This window comes from Nocardia sp. NPDC058114, from assembly GCF_042884695.1.
In the GTDB taxonomy this organism is placed as follows: domain Bacteria; phylum Actinomycetota; class Actinomycetes; order Mycobacteriales; family Mycobacteriaceae; genus Nocardia.
This window is the reverse complement of sequence record NZ_JBHVTK010000017.1, coordinates 39,595-58,558: the sequence shown is the minus strand read 5'-3', so window position 1 is coordinate 58,558 and position 18,964 is coordinate 39,595. Positions and strand designations below refer to the sequence as shown.

Below are 18,964 nucleotides of genomic sequence, written 5' to 3'. Positions count from 1 at the left end.
ATGAAGGGAGCCACCATGGCGACGACGACTGCACAGCGGACGCTGATGGATTCGGTCTTCGACGGACCCAGCGGTTACGCGGGTGTCGAAGCGACGCCGGAATGGGCGCAGGAGGTGCGCCGTCTGGCGCGCGAACGCAATGCGACCATCCTCGCGCACAACTACCAGCTGCCCGAGATCCAGGACGTGGCCGACCACGTCGGCGACTCGCTGGCCCTGTCACGCATCGCGGCCGAGGCCGAAGAGGGCACCATCGTGTTCTGCGGCGTGCACTTCATGGCGGAGACGGCCAAGATCCTCAGCCCGGCCAAGACCGTGCTCATCCCGGACCAGCGCGCCGGCTGCTCGCTGGCCGACTCGATCTCCGCCGACGAACTGCGCGCCTGGAAAGCCGAGCACCCCGACGCGATGGTGGTGTCGTATGTGAACACCACCGCCGAGGTGAAGGCGCTCACCGACATCTGCTGCACCTCCTCCAACGCCGTCGACGTGGTCGACTCGATCGACCCCGACCGTGAGGTGCTGTTCCTGCCGGACCAGTTCCTCGGCGCGCACGTCAAGCGGGAGACCAAGCGCGAGAACATGCACATCTGGGCGGGCGAGTGCCACGTGCACGCCGGTATCAACGGCGACGAGCTCACCGAGCAGGCCCGCACCCACCCCGATGCCGAGCTGTTCGTGCACCCGGAGTGCGGTTGCGCCACCTCGGCGCTGTACCTGGCCGGCGAGGGCGCGTTCCCGGCCGAGCGGGTGCACATCCTGTCGACCGGCGGGATGATCGACGCGGCGAAGGCGTCGCACTCCGATCAGGTGCTGGTGGCGACCGAGATCGGCATGCTGCACCAGCTGCGCAAGGCGGCGCCCGGGATCGACTTCCAGGCCGTCAACGATCGCGCGTCCTGCAAGTACATGAAGATGATCACCCCGGCGGCGCTGCTGCGCTGCCTGGTCGAGGGCGCCGACGAGGTGCACGTCGACCTGGCGATGGCCGAGGCCGGACGCGCCTCGGTGCAGCGGATGATCGCCATCGGCAACTCCGGCGGTGGCGAGTGACCGGCACCGTGCGGCCGAGCCGGTAACGACCATGACGGTTCCTGTTTCGTGGGAGGCCGAGGTCGACCTGGTCGTCATCGGCGGTGGCGTCGCCGGGCTCACGGCCGCACGCACGGCCTCGTTGCGTGGGCTGCGGGTGCTCATCCTGAGCAAGGGCGGTCCGACCGACACCTCGACCCAGTACGCGCAAGGCGGCATCGCGGTCGTCGCACCGCTCGGTGATTCGGTCGACTCGCACGTGCGCGACACGGTCGAAGCCGGCGCCGGGTTGTGCGAGGTCGACGCGGTGCGTTCGATCGTCGAGGGTGGACAGGCCGCGGTCGCGGCGCTGACCGACCTCGGCGCGGTGTTCGACCTCGGTCGGGACGGCCAGATCTCGCGTACCCGCGAGGGCGGGCACAGCACGCGCCGCATCATCCACGCCGGTGGGGACGCGACCGGGGCCGAGGTGCAGCGCGCGCTCAACGCGGCGGGATTGCCTGTGCTGTTCGGCGCCGCCGCGCTGCGCGTGGTGACCGGCGCCGAGGGCGTGCAGGGTGTGATCGCGGTGTCGGACAACGGGTTCGGCGTCGTGCACACACCCGCTGTGCTGCTGGCGACCGGCGGTCTGGGACAGCTCTACGCGCTGAGTACGAATCCGCCGGGGGCGACCGGTGACGGTGTGGCGCTGGCATTGTGGGCCGGGGCCGCCGTGGCCGATCTCGAATTCGTGCAGTTCCATCCGACGGTGCTCTACACGCCCGGCGGGGTGGGCAGGCGACCGCTGATCAGCGAAGCGGTGCGTGGCGAAGGCGCGATACTCGTCGACTCCCACGGGAACTCGGTGACAGCCGGGCATCCACGTGGTGATTTGGCTCCTCGCGATGTGGTGTCGCGGGCGATCGCGGAGCGGATGCGGGCGCTCGGAACCGACCATGTCTTCCTCGACGCCCGTGCCATCGAAGGGTTCGCCCAGCGATTCCCGACCATCACCGCCTCGTGCCTGGCGGCGGGGATCGACCCTGCGGCGCAACTGATTCCGGTCGCGCCTGCCGCGCACTACCAGTGCGGTGGTGTTCTCACCGACACGCACGGGCGGACCGGTGTCGCCGGGCTCTACGCGGCGGGCGAGGTCGCCAGGACCGGGCTGCACGGTGCCAACCGGTTGGCCTCCAACAGCTTGCTCGAAGGGCTCGTGGTGGGTGAGCGGGCCGGTGCGGCGGCGGCCGAGCGGGTCGGGGTTCGTGCTCGGGTCGAGGAGATCTCCTCGTGGACAGTGGAATTCGCCGACCGTTCGGTGGTGCAACAGGCGATGACCGCGCATGCCTCCGTCGTGCGTGACGGCGACGGACTCGCGCGGGCACGCAGGCGGATCGACGGTGCGATGTCGGCAGTGTCGTCGCTCGACTCGGCTTCTGCTGATTCGCCGGCAGCGGCACAGCAACTGCGCCGGATCGAGGACGCGGCGCTCACCTTGACCGCGCGTGCGCTGCTCGGTGCGGCGGCGGCGCGCACCGAGAGCCGAGGGTGCCACACGCGCGCGGAGTCGCCGGGCGCGGTCGAGGATCAGCGGCACAGCACGGTGATTCGGCTCCGGCCGGAGGGCACGCTCGAACTGTCCACTATGCCCGCGGAATGCGGTTCGGTGCCCCTCGGCGTGCGTTGACCAGCGACGTTCCCGGCCGAGTTCACTCGAATCGGGTGGGTCGCAGCTGGAAATCACAGTCGGACAAGCAATATCGGTGGAGTGGTGATCTGCTCCGCCGCTTCGACCGAGGCGCACTGTGCGCCCGAGAATTAGGAGTGCGGTGATGGCTTTGGACGCCACTCTGGACCGTGACGAGCTGCTGACGCTGATCGGCAACGCCCTCGACGAGGACCTGCGCTACGGGCCCGACGTCACCACGATCGCCACCGTTGCCGAAGACGCGGTGAGCAAAGCCTCGGTCGTCTCGCGCCAGCACGGCACCGTCGCGGGCCTGGATGTCGGGCTGCTCGTGCTCGACGAGGTCCTCGGCGCGGGCACCTACGAGATCACCGCGCGGGTCGCCGACGGCACCCGGGTGGAGCCGGGCACCTCGGTGCTGAGCATCGTCGCCCCCACCCGCGGCCTGCTCACCGCCGAACGAACCATGCTCAACCTGGTGTGCCACCTGTCGGGCATCGCCACCGCCACCGCCGCCTGGGTCGACGCCGTCGACGGCACCGGATGCGAGATCCGCGACAGCCGCAAGACGCTGCCCGGCCTGCGCGCTCTGCAGAAGTACGCGGTCCGCGTCGGCGGCGGCGTCAACCACCGCATGGGGCTGGGCGATGCCGCCCTCATCAAGGACAACCACGTGGTGGCCGCCGGTTCGGTCGTCAACGCCCTGCGCGCGGTCCGCGCACTGGCACCCGACATCGCCTGCGAGGTGGAGGTCGACAGCCTCGAACAACTCGACGCTGTCCTCGCCGAAAACGTCGAACTCGTCCTGCTGGACAACTTTCCCCTCTGGCAGACCCAGGCCGCCGTCCAGCGCCGCGATGCCGCGGCCCCCGCGACGAAACTCGAGTCCTCCGGCGGACTTTCACTCGACCAAGCCGCCGAATACGCGGGCACCGGCGTCGACTACCTCGCCATCGGCGCCCTCACCCACTCGGTCCGCGTACTCGATCTCGGCCTGGACATGTGAGGTCATCTCGAAGCGATGCAGACCTGCGGACCGGCTCTCGTGGTCGGTCGACAGCTCAGGTCTGTGCCCAGGGGCTGCGGTCGGCGGCCGCATGCCACCAAGCCGGTGGTGACGGGTGTGTCGGCTGCGCGTCCGGTTGGTCGGGATGCAGGCCCAGGGGGGCGCAGGGCCGCGCTACGGATGGCGATACCGATGTACCCGTTACGAGTCGAGCGCCTGCTCCAACTCTGCGCGGCGCACGCGTAGCTCACGTCGAGTCCTGTTCAGCGGTGAACCGGTAAACGGAAGTCGGTCGAGATCGACGGCTGCGGCTGCGCGGAGCGCGAGTTGTTGTGCCGAGTTTGCAGCTTTGGGTGGCAGGCCGATTTCTGTGGCGAATTCAGCCCAGTGCGATGCTCGTAGGCGCATGGTTCGTCCAGCGATGGGTAGTGCCATCGAATCGTCGTCATAGATCAAGGTGCAGGGAACGTCGTAGAGGGGAGCGACATCCCAGCGTCCCTCGCTGTCCTGCAACACTCCGACATTCTTCCCGTGCAGGTCGTCGTTACCGGTCAACCATGCGAACAGGAACTGCAAGTAGAGATTTCGCGCTGCGATCAGAGGGGCGCGCACGATGCCGGTTATGGCTTCCACGATCTGAACCGCGTCGACGTTGTACTTTGCCGATGCAGCACCGTATCGGCAGGATATTGCCGAAATTGTTGCCGCTAGGCGGTGAGTTCGCGTTGTAAGGGGGTCCGGAAGCGGGGGATGGCGCGGATGTCGCCGAACCAGGTTGTGGTGCGGTCTGTTTCGGCGTCGATCAGCTTCTGGGTGTGGGGGTCCACGTCTTCGAGGAGGCGGGTGACCACTTCGCCGTCGGGGCGTTGGGCCCAGCCGCCTACTATGCGGCCGTCGGCCCAGATGGAGGGGCCGATATTGCCGTTGGTGTCGAAGAGGGCGGGGGCGTGGGGGCCGAGGAACCAGTCCCGGGATTGCCAGCCCATGGGGGTGGGGTCCAGGGCGGGGAGCAGGGCTGCCCAGGGTTCGGGGGTGGGGACGGGGGTGAGGTCGTCGGCGAGGATCAGGCCGGGGGTGCCGTCGAGGTCTACGTCGACTGTGTCGACTTCGGCCAGGGCCTTCCGGACTTCACCGAGGGTCCAACCGGTCCACCATTTCAGGTCGGTGATCGGGGCCGGGCCGAAGGCGTACAACCACTGACGTACCAGTTCGACGCGGGCCTCGGCGGCGGACAGCGGTGAAAACCCCTGGGGTAGCCAGGTTTCCACGGGGGCCCAGGTGTACTGGCTGCTGGTCCAGCTGCCGTTCGGGCGGCCGCGCACTATCCGGCCCTCCGCGCCGAGCACCACCAGTACCCAGGTGGTGATGCTCGTCGGTTTGGAATAGGACTTTCCGGGGGCGGTGTCGATCTGGGTGCGCAGCCGTGGCACATCTTTGCTCAGCTGGACACCGGTCGCCGCGCCACGGGTCAGCAGCGCCGCGTGCGTCTCGGCTTCGACCTCGGCCAGCCACGTCGAGATGTCACCGTCGACGACGCCCGCCTGCTCGATGAAGCGGCCGTACGTGCGGCGTTGCTTGTGGGCCAGCGCATCGCAGGTGGATGCCTGCAGAACCGGGAGCAACTCGGTCGGCGCGACGAACATCGTGCGGCGCATGGCCAGCATGCGAAGCAGAGCCCGGTCGTCGTAGAGCGCCTGCTCGACATGGGCCGGAGTGAGGTCGATGCCCCGAGCACCGACCGACAGGTACACCGTCGCCGGATCGGTGGCATGCAGAACCACCATCGAACGGGCGATGTCCACGGGGTCGGTCGAACGCGCCGACGGCGCGAGGCGATGTCTGGTGGCCACTCGGGCGCGACGCTGCGCGGTATCGATCGAGAGCATGAGCGGATCGTAGGCGGGGGCACCGACAATCGCGGGGCACGCCCGGTTGCGTGGGCAGTGACAGCCGAAGCGGTTACGTCGGCGGTGGTGCTCAGGCGAGACCGTCGAGGAACGCCGCGGCCTCGCGCCGGGAGCCCAGCCGGACGAAGGTGAGATCCCGGAATGCCGGATCATGCTGTGCCGCAAGGTAGCTCGCCCGGTTCTTCGCATGGGTCGTCCAGGCCCACATGATCACCGATCGTGCCGGGTCGAGCGAGATCATCTCGCGCCAGCGCTCCCGGTTGCCGTTCCACAGCTCGCGCCCGGTCAGCGCCCGGCCCACCGTCCGGCCGACGATCTGGCGCATGACCAGCGACCGTGGCAGATCGAACCAGGCCACCGTATCGGCACGTCGCCACACCAGATCGCCGAGTTTGCCCCGGTAGTTGCCGTCGACCACCCAGGCATCCCCGGCGATCCGCTCGGCGACCGCGGCCTGGAATTCGGGCGCGGCCATCGGTGTCCAGTTCGGCTGATGGTGGATCGAGTCGAGCTCGATGTGCGGGATGTCGAGCCGGTGCGAGATCTGGCGGGCCAGCGTGCTCTTGCCCGATCCCGAAGTCCCCACCACCACGATTCGTCGCATCACGGCCACCACGACATTATCCACGCCGGTTCGGCCTGGAACCACGGGTTATTCGGCCCGCCACGTGCGGACGAGGTCGAGGAGGCCGGGGAATCGGGCGTCGAGGTCGGCTACCCGGACCTGGCTGCGGCGTTCGAGGCCGTAGCGGTGCTGACGGGTGATGCCCGCTTCGCGGAGGGCGCGGAAGTGGTGGGTGAGGGTCGACTTGGGGCGGTCGATGCCGAACCAGCCGCAGGGGCGGTCGAGGTCGGGGGATTCGGTGAGCAGCTTCTGCACGATGCCGAGGCGGAGCGGATCGCTGAGTGCGCCGAGGACGACATCGAGGCGCAGGTCGGCGCGCGGTGGCTCGGGAAGTCGTTCGGCTTCGGTCGTTGCCTGCATGGGACACCTTCAGGTCGGGGCTTGTACGAATCTTATCGTACTGAGTATGTTCGACTTCTGTCGTACTGGTACGAGATAAGTCGAACTAAGGAGTGGGCATGACGATCCGGGCAGCGGCGCCACGGGTGCGCGATGGGGCGATCTGGGCGGCAGCGTGGCCGGTCCTTGCGGTGTTCGTGCTCTCGAACGCCGCCACGCCGCTCTACGTCGTGTGGCAGCGGGAGATGGGATTCTCCTCGGGCACGCTCACCCTCGTCTTCGCCTGCTACATCGCGGGATTGCTCGGGGCGCTGACCGTCGCCGGCGTGGTCTCCGATCGGGTGGGGCGTAAGCCGGTGCTGCTACCCGCGATCGTGCTGGCGATGGTGGCCTGCGTGCTGTTCGCCTGCGCCGGTTCGGTTCTCGTGCTCGCGCTGGCGCGATTGCTCACCGGCGTCGCGGTGGGCTGTGCGGTCTCGGCGGGGATGGCGGCGGTGACCGATATCGCGGGCCGAGAGCGCTCGGCGAAAGGAGCGTTGGCGGCTTCGGTGGCCATGGTGCTGGGCGCCGGTCTCGGTCCGCTGCTGGCCGGGGTCTTGTCGGAGGCCGCGCCCGGTGCGACGGTGACCGTGTTCGTGGTCGAAATCGCGCTACTGGCAGTGGCTTTCGTCGTGGTGTCGCGGCTGGATCTGCCGAGCGGGGTGGGCGGGCGCGGTCCGTGGATCCGAGTGCCCGCGGTACCGGCGCGGGGCAGGACGGCGGTGCTGCTCGGGATTGTCGCCTTCGCCCCCGGCATCACGGCCACGTCCTTCGTCCTGTCGCTGGGCCCGTCGGTTCTCGGGATGCTCGGATCGGCGAATCGGGTCGTGGCGGGTGCGCTGGCCTTCGTGATGTTTCTGGCCGCGACGGGGATCCAGTTCGCGGTGCGGCGCAGGAGTATTCGCGTGATCCTGCTCGGCAGCTCGGTGGCGACGGTGGGGAGTGCGGTCGCGCTGATCGGCGCGGTCGCGACGGCGGCGGTGCCGGTGTTCGGCGTCGCCGCGGTGCTGGCCGGGATGGGGCAGGGGCTCGGGCAACTCGGCGGTTTGACCGCGATCGGATCGGCGGTGCCGCCGGATCGGCTGGCCGAGGCCAACGCCGCGCAGAACGTGGGCGGTTATCTCCCCGCCGCGGTGTTGCCGCTGGCGACCGGTTTTCTCGGCGATGCGGCGGGGTTGGCCACGGCCACCGTGGTATTCGCGATCGTTGTCGCGGCCGCCGCCGCAGCGGGCGCCACCTTCGCGCTGCGCCGAGGTGCGGAAGTGGATCGTGGGACCACACAGCGGTGAGCGCCACCCGCGTAGTGTCCATTTTGTACAGACTGCCCGGTTGTCGATTTCGTCACCGGCCGTGAATCTCGTTGCTATCGTCCGCTCATGAACGCAGCGCCACCGGTTGTCACTGCGGCTGAGCTGGGGGTGGACGACGAGGAGCGGCCCGCGCGGGTGCTCTCCGGATTCCCCGGTCGGCTGGTCGGCGGCGTCGCGCTCGGGCTCGCGCTGCTGTCGGTGTGGCAGGTGTTTCGGCCGCTGGCGCAGGGCAGCCAGTACTACCTGGTCATCTTTCTGGCTGTCGCGCTGCCGCTGGTGTACCTGAGCTATCGGTCGTGGTGGGGTCCGCTCGATCGGGCCGACGGACCATCCGTTCTCGACTGGCTACTGGCGGCGATCACCCTGGTGGTGTGTCTGTATCCGGTGCTGCCGATTCGAATCGGTGACGCGGGTGGGGGATACGACGCGTTTCTCGATCGGCAAGGGATGCTCGCGCCGCTCGATGTCGTGATGGGCGGGTTGCTGCTGGTGCTCGTGCTCGAGGCGTGCAGACGCACCACCGGGGTGATCCTGCCGGTGGTGTGTCTGGTGTTCCTCGGGTACGGGTACTACGGCGGTCTGCTGCCGCAGGACTGGTCGATCGCGCACGCGGGCCTCGACGTCGATCAGATCGTCGACGCGCTGTACAACTCCGGCAGCGGCTTCTACGGCACGCCCCTCGACGTCGCCGCCAGTTACATCGTGTTGTTCACGCTCTACGGAGCGGTACTCGAATTCTCCGGCGCGGCACGGTTCTTCGTCGATCTGTCGGTGTCACTGTTCCGGCGCTCGCACAGCGCGGCAGGGCGCACGGCAGTGGCGTCGGGATTCCTGCTCGGGACCGTCTCGGGCTCGGGAACCGCGACCGCGGTGAGCACCGGCGCGGTGACCTGGCCGATTCTGCGTAAGGCCGGCTACCGGCCCGAACAGGCGGGTGGGATGCTCGCGGCGGCGGGCGTCGGTGCGATTCTGTCGCCGCCCACGCTGGGAGTGGCGGCATTCATCGTCGCCGAATATCTCGACGTGTCGTATGTGACGGTGCTGGGGTGGGCCCTGATCCCGACGCTGCTGTACTACCTGGGCATCCTGCTGTCGGTCGAGATCGACGCCCGCCGGATCCACGCGGACGGGCGCGCGCCCGTGGATCTGGCCGACGGTCCGCGGCCGACGCCGTGGTGGAAGCTGCTGGGGCGCTTCGGGTATCACTTCTCGTCGCTGATCGTGATCGTCGTGCTCTTGCTGGCCGACGTGAGCGCGACCCGCGCGGTGGTGTACGCGACGGCGCTCGCGCTGCTGCTCGCGATCCCGGACCGGATGCTGCGCAGTGCCGCGGCGACCGATGCGGCCTCGGCCACCGATCTCACGAAAACGCCCGCTGAACAGAGCACGACGGAATCAGTTGAGGGCGGCTCGGTGCGAGCGGAGGGGCACCGCTGGTCACGCAAGAGCGTGGGGCAGTTCGTGATCGAAGCCTTGCGCTCGCTGTCGTACGGGATGCGCTCGGCGCTGCCGGTGGTCGCGGTGTGTGCGGCGGCGGGCGTGATCACCGCGATGACCACCAAGACCGGCCTCGGTGCGCAACTGGCCGCGCTGCTGGTCAAGGCCGGATCGGCGCTGTCGGACGATCCCGCCGTCGTGCTGGCGACCACCGCGGTGCTGGCGGCGATCGCGTTGTCGCTGCTGGGTCTGGCGGTCCCGGTGACGGCGTCGTTCGTCATCGGCTGGGTGATCATCGGGCCCGCGCTGCTCGACCTGCACGTCGCCGCACCCGCCGCCGCCATGTTCGTCTTCTATTTCTCGGTGCTCTCGGAGGTGACGCCGCCGACCGCGCTGGCCGCCGTCGGCGCGGCCGCGGTGACCGGGGCGAAGGCGATGCCGACGATGTGGCACGCCCTGCGGTACGCGCTGCCCGCGTTCCTGGTGCCGCTGATGTTCGTGCTCACCGACTCCGGGGAGCATCTGCTCGGCCGCGGTGCGGTGCTCGACGTGCTGTGGGTCAGCGCGGCAGCCTGCGTCGGCGTCGCGGCGCTGGCGGCGGCGACCGGCGGGTGGCTGTTCGGAATCGGCGCGATCGGCCCGATCCCGCGCGTCATCGCCGCCGGCGCGGGACTGATTCTGCTGTACCCGAATCCGGTCGCCACCGGGCTCGGACTCGGGGTGCTGGTCGTCGCCGTGCTGGCGGGCCTTCTCGACCGGGCGAACAGAACATCCACGGACACACCGTGATCCGCGGGAATCGGCAGGCGGCCTGGCCGTCGACGGAAGGGGACCTGATGGTCAGAACAATTGTCGCGGTGGTCGCGGCCGCCGCGTTACTCACCGGCTGCGGTGGCCGGCAGGACACCCCGACCGCCGACGCGGGCGGCGAAGTGACCTGTGCAGTGAAGCAGGACACCAGGATCGGCATCGCCACCGGAAACGCGACCGGCGTGTACTTCGCGCTCGGCAACGCCTACGCCGAGCAGATCTCCGCCGCCACCGGCGGGACCGTGAAGGCCACCGCGGCCGAGACCGGCGCCTCCGTACAGAACATCCAGCAGGTGGTCGGCGGCACCTATCAGGTCGGCTTCTCGCTCGCCGACTCCGCGGCCGACGCGGTCGCGGGCACGGGCAGCTTCACCAGCGCGCAGCCGATCCGCGCGCTGGCTCGGCTCTACGACAACTACACCCAGGTCATCGTGCGCACCGACGCCGGCATCAACTCCCTCGCCGACCTGCGCGGCAAACGGGTCTCCACCGGCTCACCCAAATCGGGAACCGAGGTGATCGCCCAGCGCGTGCTGCAAGCCGCGGGGCTCAACCCCGACAGCGACGTCGCTGCCCAGCGCCTCGACCTGACCAAGACCGTCGACGGTCTCAAGGACGGCTCCATCGACGCGATGTTCTGGTCCGGCGGCCTGCCGACGCCGGGCATCACCGACCTGTTCACCACCGCCGAGGACAAGGTCCGCTTCCTCGACATCACCGGTGTGCTGCCGAAGCTGAAGCAGATCAACCCGGTCTATGAGACGGGCTCGATCCCGGCCGCCACCTATGGGCTGCCCGCCGACGCGCCGACCATCGTGGTGCCCAACCTGCTCGTGGTGCGCGACGATCTCGACGCGAACCTGGCCTGCGTGCTGACCAAGACGCTGCTGGATCGCAAACCTCAACTGGAACAGGCGAATCCGGCCGCCAAGGGAATCAACGCCGACACCGCGAGCAAGACGGCGCCGGTGTTGTTGCATCGCGGGTCGGAGGTCGCGCTGCGCTGACGTCACCACGAACGGATCCACGCCGACACGTGGGTTCCGGTGGTCCCCGCAACCCCTGCACTGTGGGGGCCGCGGGGACCGTGCCGTGTCGGCGTGGGAACGCGCGACGATGTGCTGGACCCCCGTCCACCGGTGGCGGACAATCGCGACATGAAGCGGGTCGGGGTCGTCGTGGCGGTGTGCGCGCTGCTGGTCGCGATATCGGCTGCGGCCGGACCCGCCCCGCACGGGCAACCGCCGTGCGCACCGGGTGTCGACCTGCGACAGGTCGCGATCACCGTGGACGGCGAGCGTGCGACCGGGCGCGTATACGAGCCGTTTCGCTGTGTTCCCGGCGATATCGCGGCCACGAAGCTGGTGGTCGCGGTGCACGGGCACGGTGGGTCGTCGGCCGATTTCGCCCCGTATATGTCCGCGCTCGCGCGCACGGGCGGGTCGCCGATTCTGCTCATGGATCTGCGCAGCGCCGACGGACCGTGGCGCACCGGCGACTGGAACCTGTGGACGGGCTGGCACGACCTGGTGGCAGCCACGCAGTGGTATCGCGGCGAGCATCCCGCTATCGCGTCCACCGTGCTGTGGGGGTGGAGTCAGGGCGGCATCACCAGCGGGCTCGCGGTGGCACACGGGCCGCCCGGGCTGTTCGACTACTGGGTCGACAACTACGGCCCCTCCGACGATTTCACGATGTGGGCGGCCGGTGGCTCGGTGGATCCCGCACTGCCCCGCCAGATCGAACGTGACGCGGGCGGCTGCGCGCCGATGATCTGCCCGCTCGCCTACATCGAGCGTTCGCCCGCGCTGCTCGCCGACCGGCTGACCATGCGCCGGGCCTTCCTGATCCACGGCACCGCCGACGCCATCGTGCCCTTCGTGACCAGTGTGGAACTGCGCGCGGCGCTGACTGCGGCAGGGCAAGCGTTCTCCTTCTACACCGTGGTCAGCGGGCGTGACCTGACCGGCGCCATCGTCGCGGGTGATCACTCGGTCGGACCCGCGCTGTTCGAGGGCGGATGTGTGGTGTTGCGCCTGCTCGCGGGAACCGAGCCGCTCGCGCCGCAGGTCATCGACTATGTCGTCGATGTCGAGCACGGTTCGGTCACCGCGCCCCCGGCCCCCGCGGGCGCGAAGTGCGCGGCCTGAGACACGCGGGAACAAGGTTCGGCGAACCGCGGTTGTGCGAGAAGACACCGACCGGAGCGAGGATGCGATGACCGACGTAGTGCCCGACGATCACGGCTGGCAGGGTGCCGAGCTCGATCTGGACGCCTATCTGTCCAGGATCGGCTACGACGGGCCGCGCACGGCATCGGTCGACACCTTGCGCGCCTTGGTGCGCGCCCACACGACCACCATCCCGTTCGAGAATCTGGAGATCATCCTCGGCCGCGGCATCCCGCTGGATCTGAACTCCTTGCAGGACAAGCTGATCCGTCGCAGGCGCGGCGGCTACTGCTACGAGAATGTGGGAATCTTCGCCGCCGCGCTCGAACGGTTCGGGTTCGGTGTCGCGGGACTCAGCGGCCGGGTCACCTACGGTGTGGCCGACACCGGCGCCCTGCGGCCGGCGACCCATGCCCTGCTGCGCGTGACCACGCCCGACGACGATCGCGTCTGGATCTGCGATGTCGGTTTCGGTTTCGGCCCCTTGGCGCCGTTCGAACTGGTCGACAGCAACGGCGAATTCGCGCTCGGTGACTGGCGCTACCGGCTGGAACGCCGGGCCGGTGACCTGTGGGTGCTGTTCCAGTTCAGCCGCGACGGCTGGATCGACCGCTACACCTTCACCGAGAACCCGCAGTTCCGTATCGACTACGCGGTCGGCAACCACTTCGTGTCGACCTCGCCACGTTCGCCGTTCACCACGCGACCCTTCCTCCAGCGATTCCTGCCCGGCGTCCACCACGTGCTCGATGACCTCACGCTGAGCTCGGAATACCCCGACGGCACTGCCACTTCGCGTGATCTCGATCCCACCGAGCTGCCCAAGGTGCTGGCGGAAGTCTTCGACATCGACCTCGGCGAAGACGACGCCGCCACTGTGACGACCACGCCCTGGCGAACCGGATAGCACCCTCCCCACACGGCACGGCGGTTTGCTTCCTGGGTGGCGCTACGGCAAATTGATGGTTACTTGCCGGGAAACAATTCCTTTGTGGGGGCCGATTCTGTGGGGTCGTTGGTGCCGAATGTTCGGACCGCATCGCCGGGTGCGGCGGTCCGTGGCACCGTCGAACGCCGCCGGGATCTGGACGGTCTGCGCGGGATAGCGATCGCGCTCGTGGTGGCGTTCCATGTGTGGGCCGGCCGCGTATCCGGCGGTGTCGATGTCTTTCTGGTGCTGTCGGGGTTCTTCTTCACCGGGGCCGTGGTGCGCGGGGTGGAGCGGCGCGGCGGGGTGTCCGCGGCAGAGACCGCGCGACGGACCGCGCGCAGGTTGATGCCGTCGTTGGTGGTGGTGTTAGCGGCGATTCTGCTCGCGACGGTGGTGTTGCGCCCGTACACCCAGCTGGGCGAAGCCGCCGCGCAGACGTTGGCGTCGATGTTCTACGGCCAGAACTGGTATCTGGCCACCGCCGAGCTCGACTATCTCTCGCCCGATCCGTCGGTGAGCCCGCTCCAGCACCTGTGGTCGATGTCGGTACAGGGGCAGTTCTACCTGGCGATCTTCGTACTGCTGGCGGGGTGGGCCTGGTTGCGCAGGCGCGGTTCGGCCGGGCGGCTCACCTTGCTGATCGTGCTGGCCGGGCTGGCGTCACTGTCGTTCTGGTACGCGGCGTCGGGCACCGCACAGCACCAGGCCTGGACCTATTACGACAGCGTCGCGCGCGGCTGGGAGTTGCTGGCCGGGGCGATGCTGGCCGTCGCGGCGCCCTGGCTGCGGATACCGAACCGGCTGCGGGGGCTCGCGGCCGCGCTCGGTCTGGCCATGGTGCTGTCGTGTGGGCCGCTGTTCGACGGCGCGAATCAGTTCCCCGGCGTCGCGGCGCTGTGGCCGGTGGCGGCCGCCTGCCTGGTGATCGCCTCCGGGTTCGGCGTGGCCGCGCGGTCGTGGCCGAACCGCCTGCTGGGCGGACGGTTCTGCACCGAACTCGGCGCGCTGGCCTACCCGCTGTACCTGTGGCACTGGCCGATCCTGATCTTCTACCTCGGCGAGACCGGGCGGGCGAATGCCGGCATCGTCGACGGTGTGGTGGTGATCGGCGCCTCGCTCGTCCTGGCCTACGCGACCACGCGTCTGATCGAGTCGCCCTTGCGCATGCCACCGCGCGGCCAGGAGGTCGAGAACCGCAGGCTGACCGGGGCACTGGTCACCGCCACCGCGGTCGCGGTGTTGATCGCCTCGCTGGGATGGCAGGTGGTGCTGGTGGCCAACCCGGCCGTGCCGCCGCAGGCGCTGGACACCCACCGCTATCCGGGCGCCGCCGCGTTGCTCTCCGGTGCCGAATACTCACCGGAACCCATGCGGCCCACCGTCTTCGAAGGACAGGCCGACACTCCGCCGCCGACCACCGACGGCTGCATCACCCCCAACCGGGAAGTCCGCGTCTGTACCTACGGCGACCCCACCGCCGCGCGCTCGATCGCGCTGGTCGGTGGGTCGCACTCCGAGCACTGGCTGCCCGCGCTGGAACCACTCGCCCTCGAGCACGGGTTCCGGGTGGTCTCCTACCTCAAGGAAGGCTGTCCGGTCGTCCTCGCCGATCAGCCGTCCTACGCCGAGTGGCCTTTCCCCGAGTGTCACGAATGGTCGGTCGAGGTGCTCGACCGGCTGGCCGCCGACCCCCCGAACTGGGTGCTGACCCTGTCCACCCGCTACCGCCAGAACGGCACGGGCGACGAGGTGCCCAACGAATACCTCGAAGTATGGACGGCGTTGCAGGACCGTGGCCTCAACGTGCTCGCCCTGCGTGACACGCCTCGATTACGCCGCGACGGCGTCCTCTACCGCGCCACCGACTGCCTCGCCCACCGCGGCGACCCCGACAGCTGCGGGCTCGATCGTGCCGATGTGCTCGACCCGCGCGATCCCGCCCAGGAGCCGGCGGCCGGCTACCCGAACGTCCATCCGCTCGACCTGTCCGACGCGGTCTGCCGACCGCAGCGCTGCCGGGTGGTCGAGGGCAATGTGCTCATCTATCGCGACGAGCACCACCTGACCGCCAGCTACGCCCGCTCGCTCGCCCCCGAACTCGGCCGCCAGATCGGGGCGATCACCGGCTGGTGGTAGCGGACGGGCTCGTCACAGCAGAAACGACAACCCCACCGGTACCACGGATCGAGCTAGTCTCGGACTCGTGCGCACACCACGGAAGGTATCGGTCCTGCTCGTCGCGCTCGCTGCGCTGCCCCTCGCGTGCTCCTCCGGACCCGACCAGCCCCAGACCGTCGCCGAGTCCTTCGCCGCCGCGCTCACCAGCGCAGACGCATCCGCCGCCGCCGCACTCACCGACGCACCGGAGCAGGCCCTGCCGGTCCTCACCGCGCTGTTCGAGAACCTCGGCAAGAACGACACGGTCCGGGTGTCGTCCACCGACGACAAGTCCTTCACGCTGGAATCCACCTGGAAATTCGGCCCCGACGGCCGCAACGCGTGGACCTACTCGAGCGCCGGAACCACCACCGGCGACGACGAGTGGAAGATCGCCTGGCAGCCGACCACCGTCGCGCCCGGCCTCGACCTCGGCGCGCTCAGCTACAGCCCGGTCGCGGCGAAACCGGCGCGGGTACTCGACGCCTCCGGCGGCGACCTGATGACCCAGCAGGTGGTGACGCTGGTGAACGTCGCGCCCGACGCCGACCTACCCGCCGCCGCCGCGCTGCTCGCGCCGCAGGGCGTCACCGAGACCACGCTGCGGACGGATCTCGCCGCGGCACAGGGTAAACCGATCACCGCCGTGGCACTGCGTGATGCCGACATCGCACCGGTGCAGCAGGCGCTGACGGGCGTGCGCGGGGTGACGCTCGCGCCACAGACCCGGTTGCTCACCGTCGACAAGACTCTCGCCGGACCCACCATCGGGGGATTGGCCGAGATCTGGCAGGAACAGGCCGACACCGCCGCGGGCTGGGCGATCCGCGCGCAGACCGCCGAGGGCACCCAGCGCATCGCCGGACCCGACGCGAAGCCCACCGCCGACATCGCCAGCACCCTCGACATCGATCTACAGCACGCGGCCGAGGACGCACTGACCCCGATCACCACTCCGGCCGCCATCGTCGCGCTGCGCCCCTCGACCGGGGAGGTGCTGGCCGTCGCCCAGAACGCGCCCGCCGACGCCCAGGGCCCGATCGCGCTCACCGGTCTCTACCCGCCGGGCTCCACGTTCAAGACCGTCACGGTCTCGGCGGCACTGCAAGCAGGCGGGGTCACGCCCGACACCGTGCTGCCGTGTCCCGGCCGCGCCACCATCGAGGGCCGCACGATTCCCAACGACAACGGCTTCGACCTGGGTATGGTGCCTCTGCACACCGCGTTCGCACGCTCGTGCAACACCACGATGGCCGAGCTGGGAGTGAAATTGCCTGCCGACGGACTCACCGCGGCGGCTCAGCAGCTGGGTCTCGGGGTGGACTATGTGACACCCGGCTTGACGACTGTCACAGGGAAAGTTCCACCCGCCGAAAGTCCGGCGCAACGGGTCGAATCGAGCATCGGACAGGGCACGGTGACGGCGTCGCCGTTCGGAATGGCGCTCGTCGCGGCCGCCCTCGCGCACGGTTCCGCGCCGGCTCCGAGCATCATCCGCGGCCGTCCCGGCACTCCCGACCGGCCTTCGGCGCCGGTGCCCGCGACGGTGACGTCGCAGCTAGAGACCATGATGGGGGAGACGGTGAGTGCGGGTACGGCCACCGCCCTGCGTGACATCCCCGGCCTGCTCGGCAAGACCGGTACCGCCGAGTACCTCGACGACACCCACGCCCACGGCTGGTTCGTCGGCATCGACGGTGACCGGGCGTTCGCGGTGTTCGTCGCGGACGCCGGAAGCTCCGGACCGGCGGTCGAGGCAGCGGGACGGATGCTACGTGTGACACCATGAGTCGTCTTTCCCCCCGCAGGCGAGCAATCCCCCCGCTGCCGCACGCGGTCATCACCCAGCCAGCTACACTCGGCGGCGGACCATACCCATGGTCAATACGCGGGATGTCACAATTTCGAGAAGGTTCGGAGTAGGCGCCATCGATACCGGTCAGAAGATCGCGGAGCATTACCGCCTGGTCGAGCGTATTGGTAGCGGCGGCACAGGCGTTGTATGGCGTGCTGTCGACGAACGCCTCCAACGCTCCGTGGCAGTGAAGCAGATCCACATCAAACCCAGCTTGCCCGAGGGCGAGCGGGATGTGTTGCGCCAGCGCGCGATTCGGGAAGCCCGCAACGCGGCACGCTTCCAGCACCCCAATGCCATCGTCGTATTCGACATCACCGAGCACAACGGTGATCCGTGCCTGGTGATGGAGTACCTCAAGTCGGTCAGCCTCGCGGGTGAGCTGGGCCAGAAGGGCCCGCTGCCGCTGCTCGAGGTCGCCCGCATCGGGGAGAAGGTCGCCTCCTCCCTGATCGCCGCCCACCAGGCCGGCCTGGTGCACCGCGACGTGAAACCGGGCAATATCCTGCTCGGCGACCACGGTGAGGTGAAGATCACCGACTTCGGCATCTCCCGCGCGGCCGGCGACGTGACGCTCACCGAGACCGGGCTGATCTGCGGCACCGCCGCCTATCTGGCACCCGAGGTCGCGCGCGGCTCCGATCCGACCCCTGCCGCCGACGTATTCGCCCTCGGCGCAACGCTCTTCCACGCGCTGGAAGGCGAACCCCCCTACGGTGCCAACGCCAACCCGCTCGCGGTGCTCTACGCCGCCGCCAACGGACAGGTACGCGAGCCCCACAACGCGGGCCCGGCCACCGACTTCCTGCTCGATCTGCTCAGCCCGGACCCCCTCGACCGTCCGACGATGACCGAGGCCCGCGACGCGCTGGCCGCGTTCGCCGAGGACGAGAACGCGGTGCCCGCCGGATTCGTCCCCGCCAGTGAGGCTTTCAACCGCCGTAACTCCGCGGCCACCACCCAGGTGATCCGGCAGTCCGGTCGCCGGGCCTCCCACGCGGGCGCGTCCACCGCCACGACCCGTCAGATTCGCTCGAACCCGCGTCCGCAGGTCCGTCAGGACACCGCGGCGCACCCGCACACCCAGGCTCAGCCGATGCCCGCCCCGCGCAAGCAGGCGGGCAAGGGCCGTGCGGTGCTGATCGGGTCCGCGGTGGGTGCGGTGGTCGCGGCGGTCGCCGTGGCGTTCAGTGCCTTCAACAGCTCCGACTCGGATTCGCCGCAGGTGCAGGCCGGTCCGCAGACCTCGGCGCAGTCGTCGGCGGCACCGAAGCCCAGCGCGGCGGTTCCGCCGCTCGGGCAGGCCAGCAATGTCGGCACCGTCGATATCGGATCGGCGGGTCTGCTGGTCGAGAACTTCTTCAGTGATCCGGCCGGTTCGTGGTCGCTGCTCACCCCTGCCGCACAGCAGGTCTACGGCAGCGAGTCCGCGTTCCGCGAGTACTGGAACGCCCGCACCGTCGACACCTTCGCCAGCATCACCGCGGTCAGCGGCAACAACGCCGACGGCTCCACGAATATGCGCCTGGCCAGCATCACCATCAACGGCTCGACCAAGGCCATGGTCATGCGCGTGGTGAGCTCCGGCGGCAGTCTGCGCATCGACGGGGATACCCGCTAGCTGGTGTTCGCGACGGATCCGCCGGTCGGGTCCGTCGCCTCGGTGGGATGTGGGTGGA

At 69.3% G+C, this 18,964-nt stretch carries 15 protein-coding genes; 11 read left to right on the top strand and 4 right to left on the bottom strand.

Annotated features, from left to right (window positions below; all coding sequences use genetic code 11):
* The first annotated feature begins 15 nt into the window (after window positions 1-15).
* The 3 genes from nadA to nadC all read left to right on the top strand — a co-directional run bounded on the left by nadA (window position 16) and on the right by nadC (window position 3,704).
* A complete protein-coding gene (gene nadA / locus ACFVVI_RS34105; protein ID WP_378995763.1) occupies window positions 16-1,053 on the top strand; it encodes a quinolinate synthase NadA in 1,038 nt (345 codons plus the stop codon).
* 31 nt (window positions 1,054-1,084) lie between these two features.
* Window positions 1,085-2,698 carry an L-aspartate oxidase gene (locus ACFVVI_RS34100; RefSeq protein WP_387448934.1) on the top strand — a complete coding sequence of 538 codons (1,614 nt, stop codon included), beginning with the start codon at window positions 1,085-1,087 and terminating at the stop codon, window positions 2,696-2,698.
* Between the two features lie 145 nt (window positions 2,699-2,843).
* Window positions 2,844-3,704: a carboxylating nicotinate-nucleotide diphosphorylase gene (nadC, locus tag ACFVVI_RS34095; RefSeq protein ID WP_378995760.1), complete on the top strand. Its 861-nt coding sequence runs from the start codon at window positions 2,844-2,846 to the stop codon at window positions 3,702-3,704.
* A gap of 201 nt (window positions 3,705-3,905) precedes the next feature.
* Here the strand turns inward: nadC and ACFVVI_RS34090 are convergent, their stop codons facing one another.
* The 4 genes from ACFVVI_RS34090 to ACFVVI_RS34075 form a co-directional block, all read right to left on the bottom strand.
* Entirely contained in the window at window positions 3,906-4,478 is a 573-nt protein-coding gene (locus tag ACFVVI_RS34090; RefSeq protein ID WP_387448971.1) for a HipA domain-containing protein, read from the bottom strand.
* Window positions 4,412-5,590 (bottom strand): winged helix DNA-binding domain-containing protein, encoded by a 1,179-nt coding sequence (locus tag ACFVVI_RS34085; RefSeq protein ID WP_387448931.1) that lies wholly within the window; start codon window positions 5,588-5,590, stop codon window positions 4,412-4,414. Before ACFVVI_RS34085 ends, ACFVVI_RS34090 begins: the two co-directional genes overlap by 67 nt.
* A gap of 91 nt (window positions 5,591-5,681) precedes the next feature.
* Window positions 5,682-6,215, bottom strand: coding sequence for a hypothetical protein (locus ACFVVI_RS34080; RefSeq protein WP_378995752.1), 534 nt, complete (start codon window positions 6,213-6,215; stop codon window positions 5,682-5,684).
* A 48-nt stretch (window positions 6,216-6,263) separates the two neighbouring features.
* On the bottom strand, window positions 6,264-6,596 hold the full coding sequence (locus ACFVVI_RS34075) for an ArsR/SmtB family transcription factor (RefSeq protein WP_379314100.1): 333 nt from the start codon (window positions 6,594-6,596) through the stop codon (window positions 6,264-6,266).
* Between the two features lie 98 nt (window positions 6,597-6,694).
* On the opposite strand from ACFVVI_RS34075, the gene ACFVVI_RS34070 reads away from it, so the two are divergent.
* The 8 genes from ACFVVI_RS34070 (at window position 6,695) to ACFVVI_RS34035 (ending at window position 18,906) form a co-directional block, all read left to right on the top strand.
* Window positions 6,695-7,903, top strand: coding sequence for an MFS transporter (locus ACFVVI_RS34070; RefSeq protein ID WP_387448926.1), 1,209 nt, complete (start codon window positions 6,695-6,697; stop codon window positions 7,901-7,903).
* 87 nt (window positions 7,904-7,990) lie between these two features.
* Complete coding sequence (locus tag ACFVVI_RS34065; RefSeq protein ID WP_387448923.1) at window positions 7,991-10,150, top strand: TRAP transporter permease; 2,160 nt, start codon at window positions 7,991-7,993, stop codon at window positions 10,148-10,150.
* A 47-nt stretch (window positions 10,151-10,197) separates the two neighbouring features.
* A complete protein-coding gene (locus ACFVVI_RS34060; protein ID WP_379314102.1) occupies window positions 10,198-11,178 on the top strand; it encodes a TAXI family TRAP transporter solute-binding subunit in 981 nt (326 codons plus the stop codon).
* A 150-nt stretch (window positions 11,179-11,328) separates the two neighbouring features.
* Complete coding sequence (locus tag ACFVVI_RS34055; RefSeq protein ID WP_387448919.1) at window positions 11,329-12,321, top strand: alpha/beta hydrolase family protein; 993 nt, start codon at window positions 11,329-11,331, stop codon at window positions 12,319-12,321.
* A gap of 67 nt (window positions 12,322-12,388) precedes the next feature.
* Window positions 12,389-13,249 (top strand): arylamine N-acetyltransferase, encoded by an 861-nt coding sequence (locus ACFVVI_RS34050; protein WP_387448916.1) that lies wholly within the window; start codon window positions 12,389-12,391, stop codon window positions 13,247-13,249.
* Between the two features lie 111 nt (window positions 13,250-13,360).
* Window positions 13,361-15,409 (top strand): acyltransferase family protein, encoded by a 2,049-nt coding sequence (locus ACFVVI_RS34045; protein ID WP_379314388.1) that lies wholly within the window; start codon window positions 13,361-13,363, stop codon window positions 15,407-15,409.
* Between the two features lie 67 nt (window positions 15,410-15,476).
* Window positions 15,477-17,219, top strand: a complete 1,743-nt coding sequence (locus tag ACFVVI_RS34040; protein ID WP_387448913.1) for a penicillin-binding transpeptidase domain-containing protein — start codon at window positions 15,477-15,479, stop codon at window positions 17,217-17,219.
* 88 nt (window positions 17,220-17,307) lie between these two features.
* On the top strand, window positions 17,308-18,906 hold the full coding sequence (locus tag ACFVVI_RS34035) for a protein kinase (RefSeq protein WP_379314386.1): 1,599 nt from the start codon (window positions 17,308-17,310) through the stop codon (window positions 18,904-18,906).
* The last annotated feature ends 58 nt before the right edge of the window (window positions 18,907-18,964 follow it).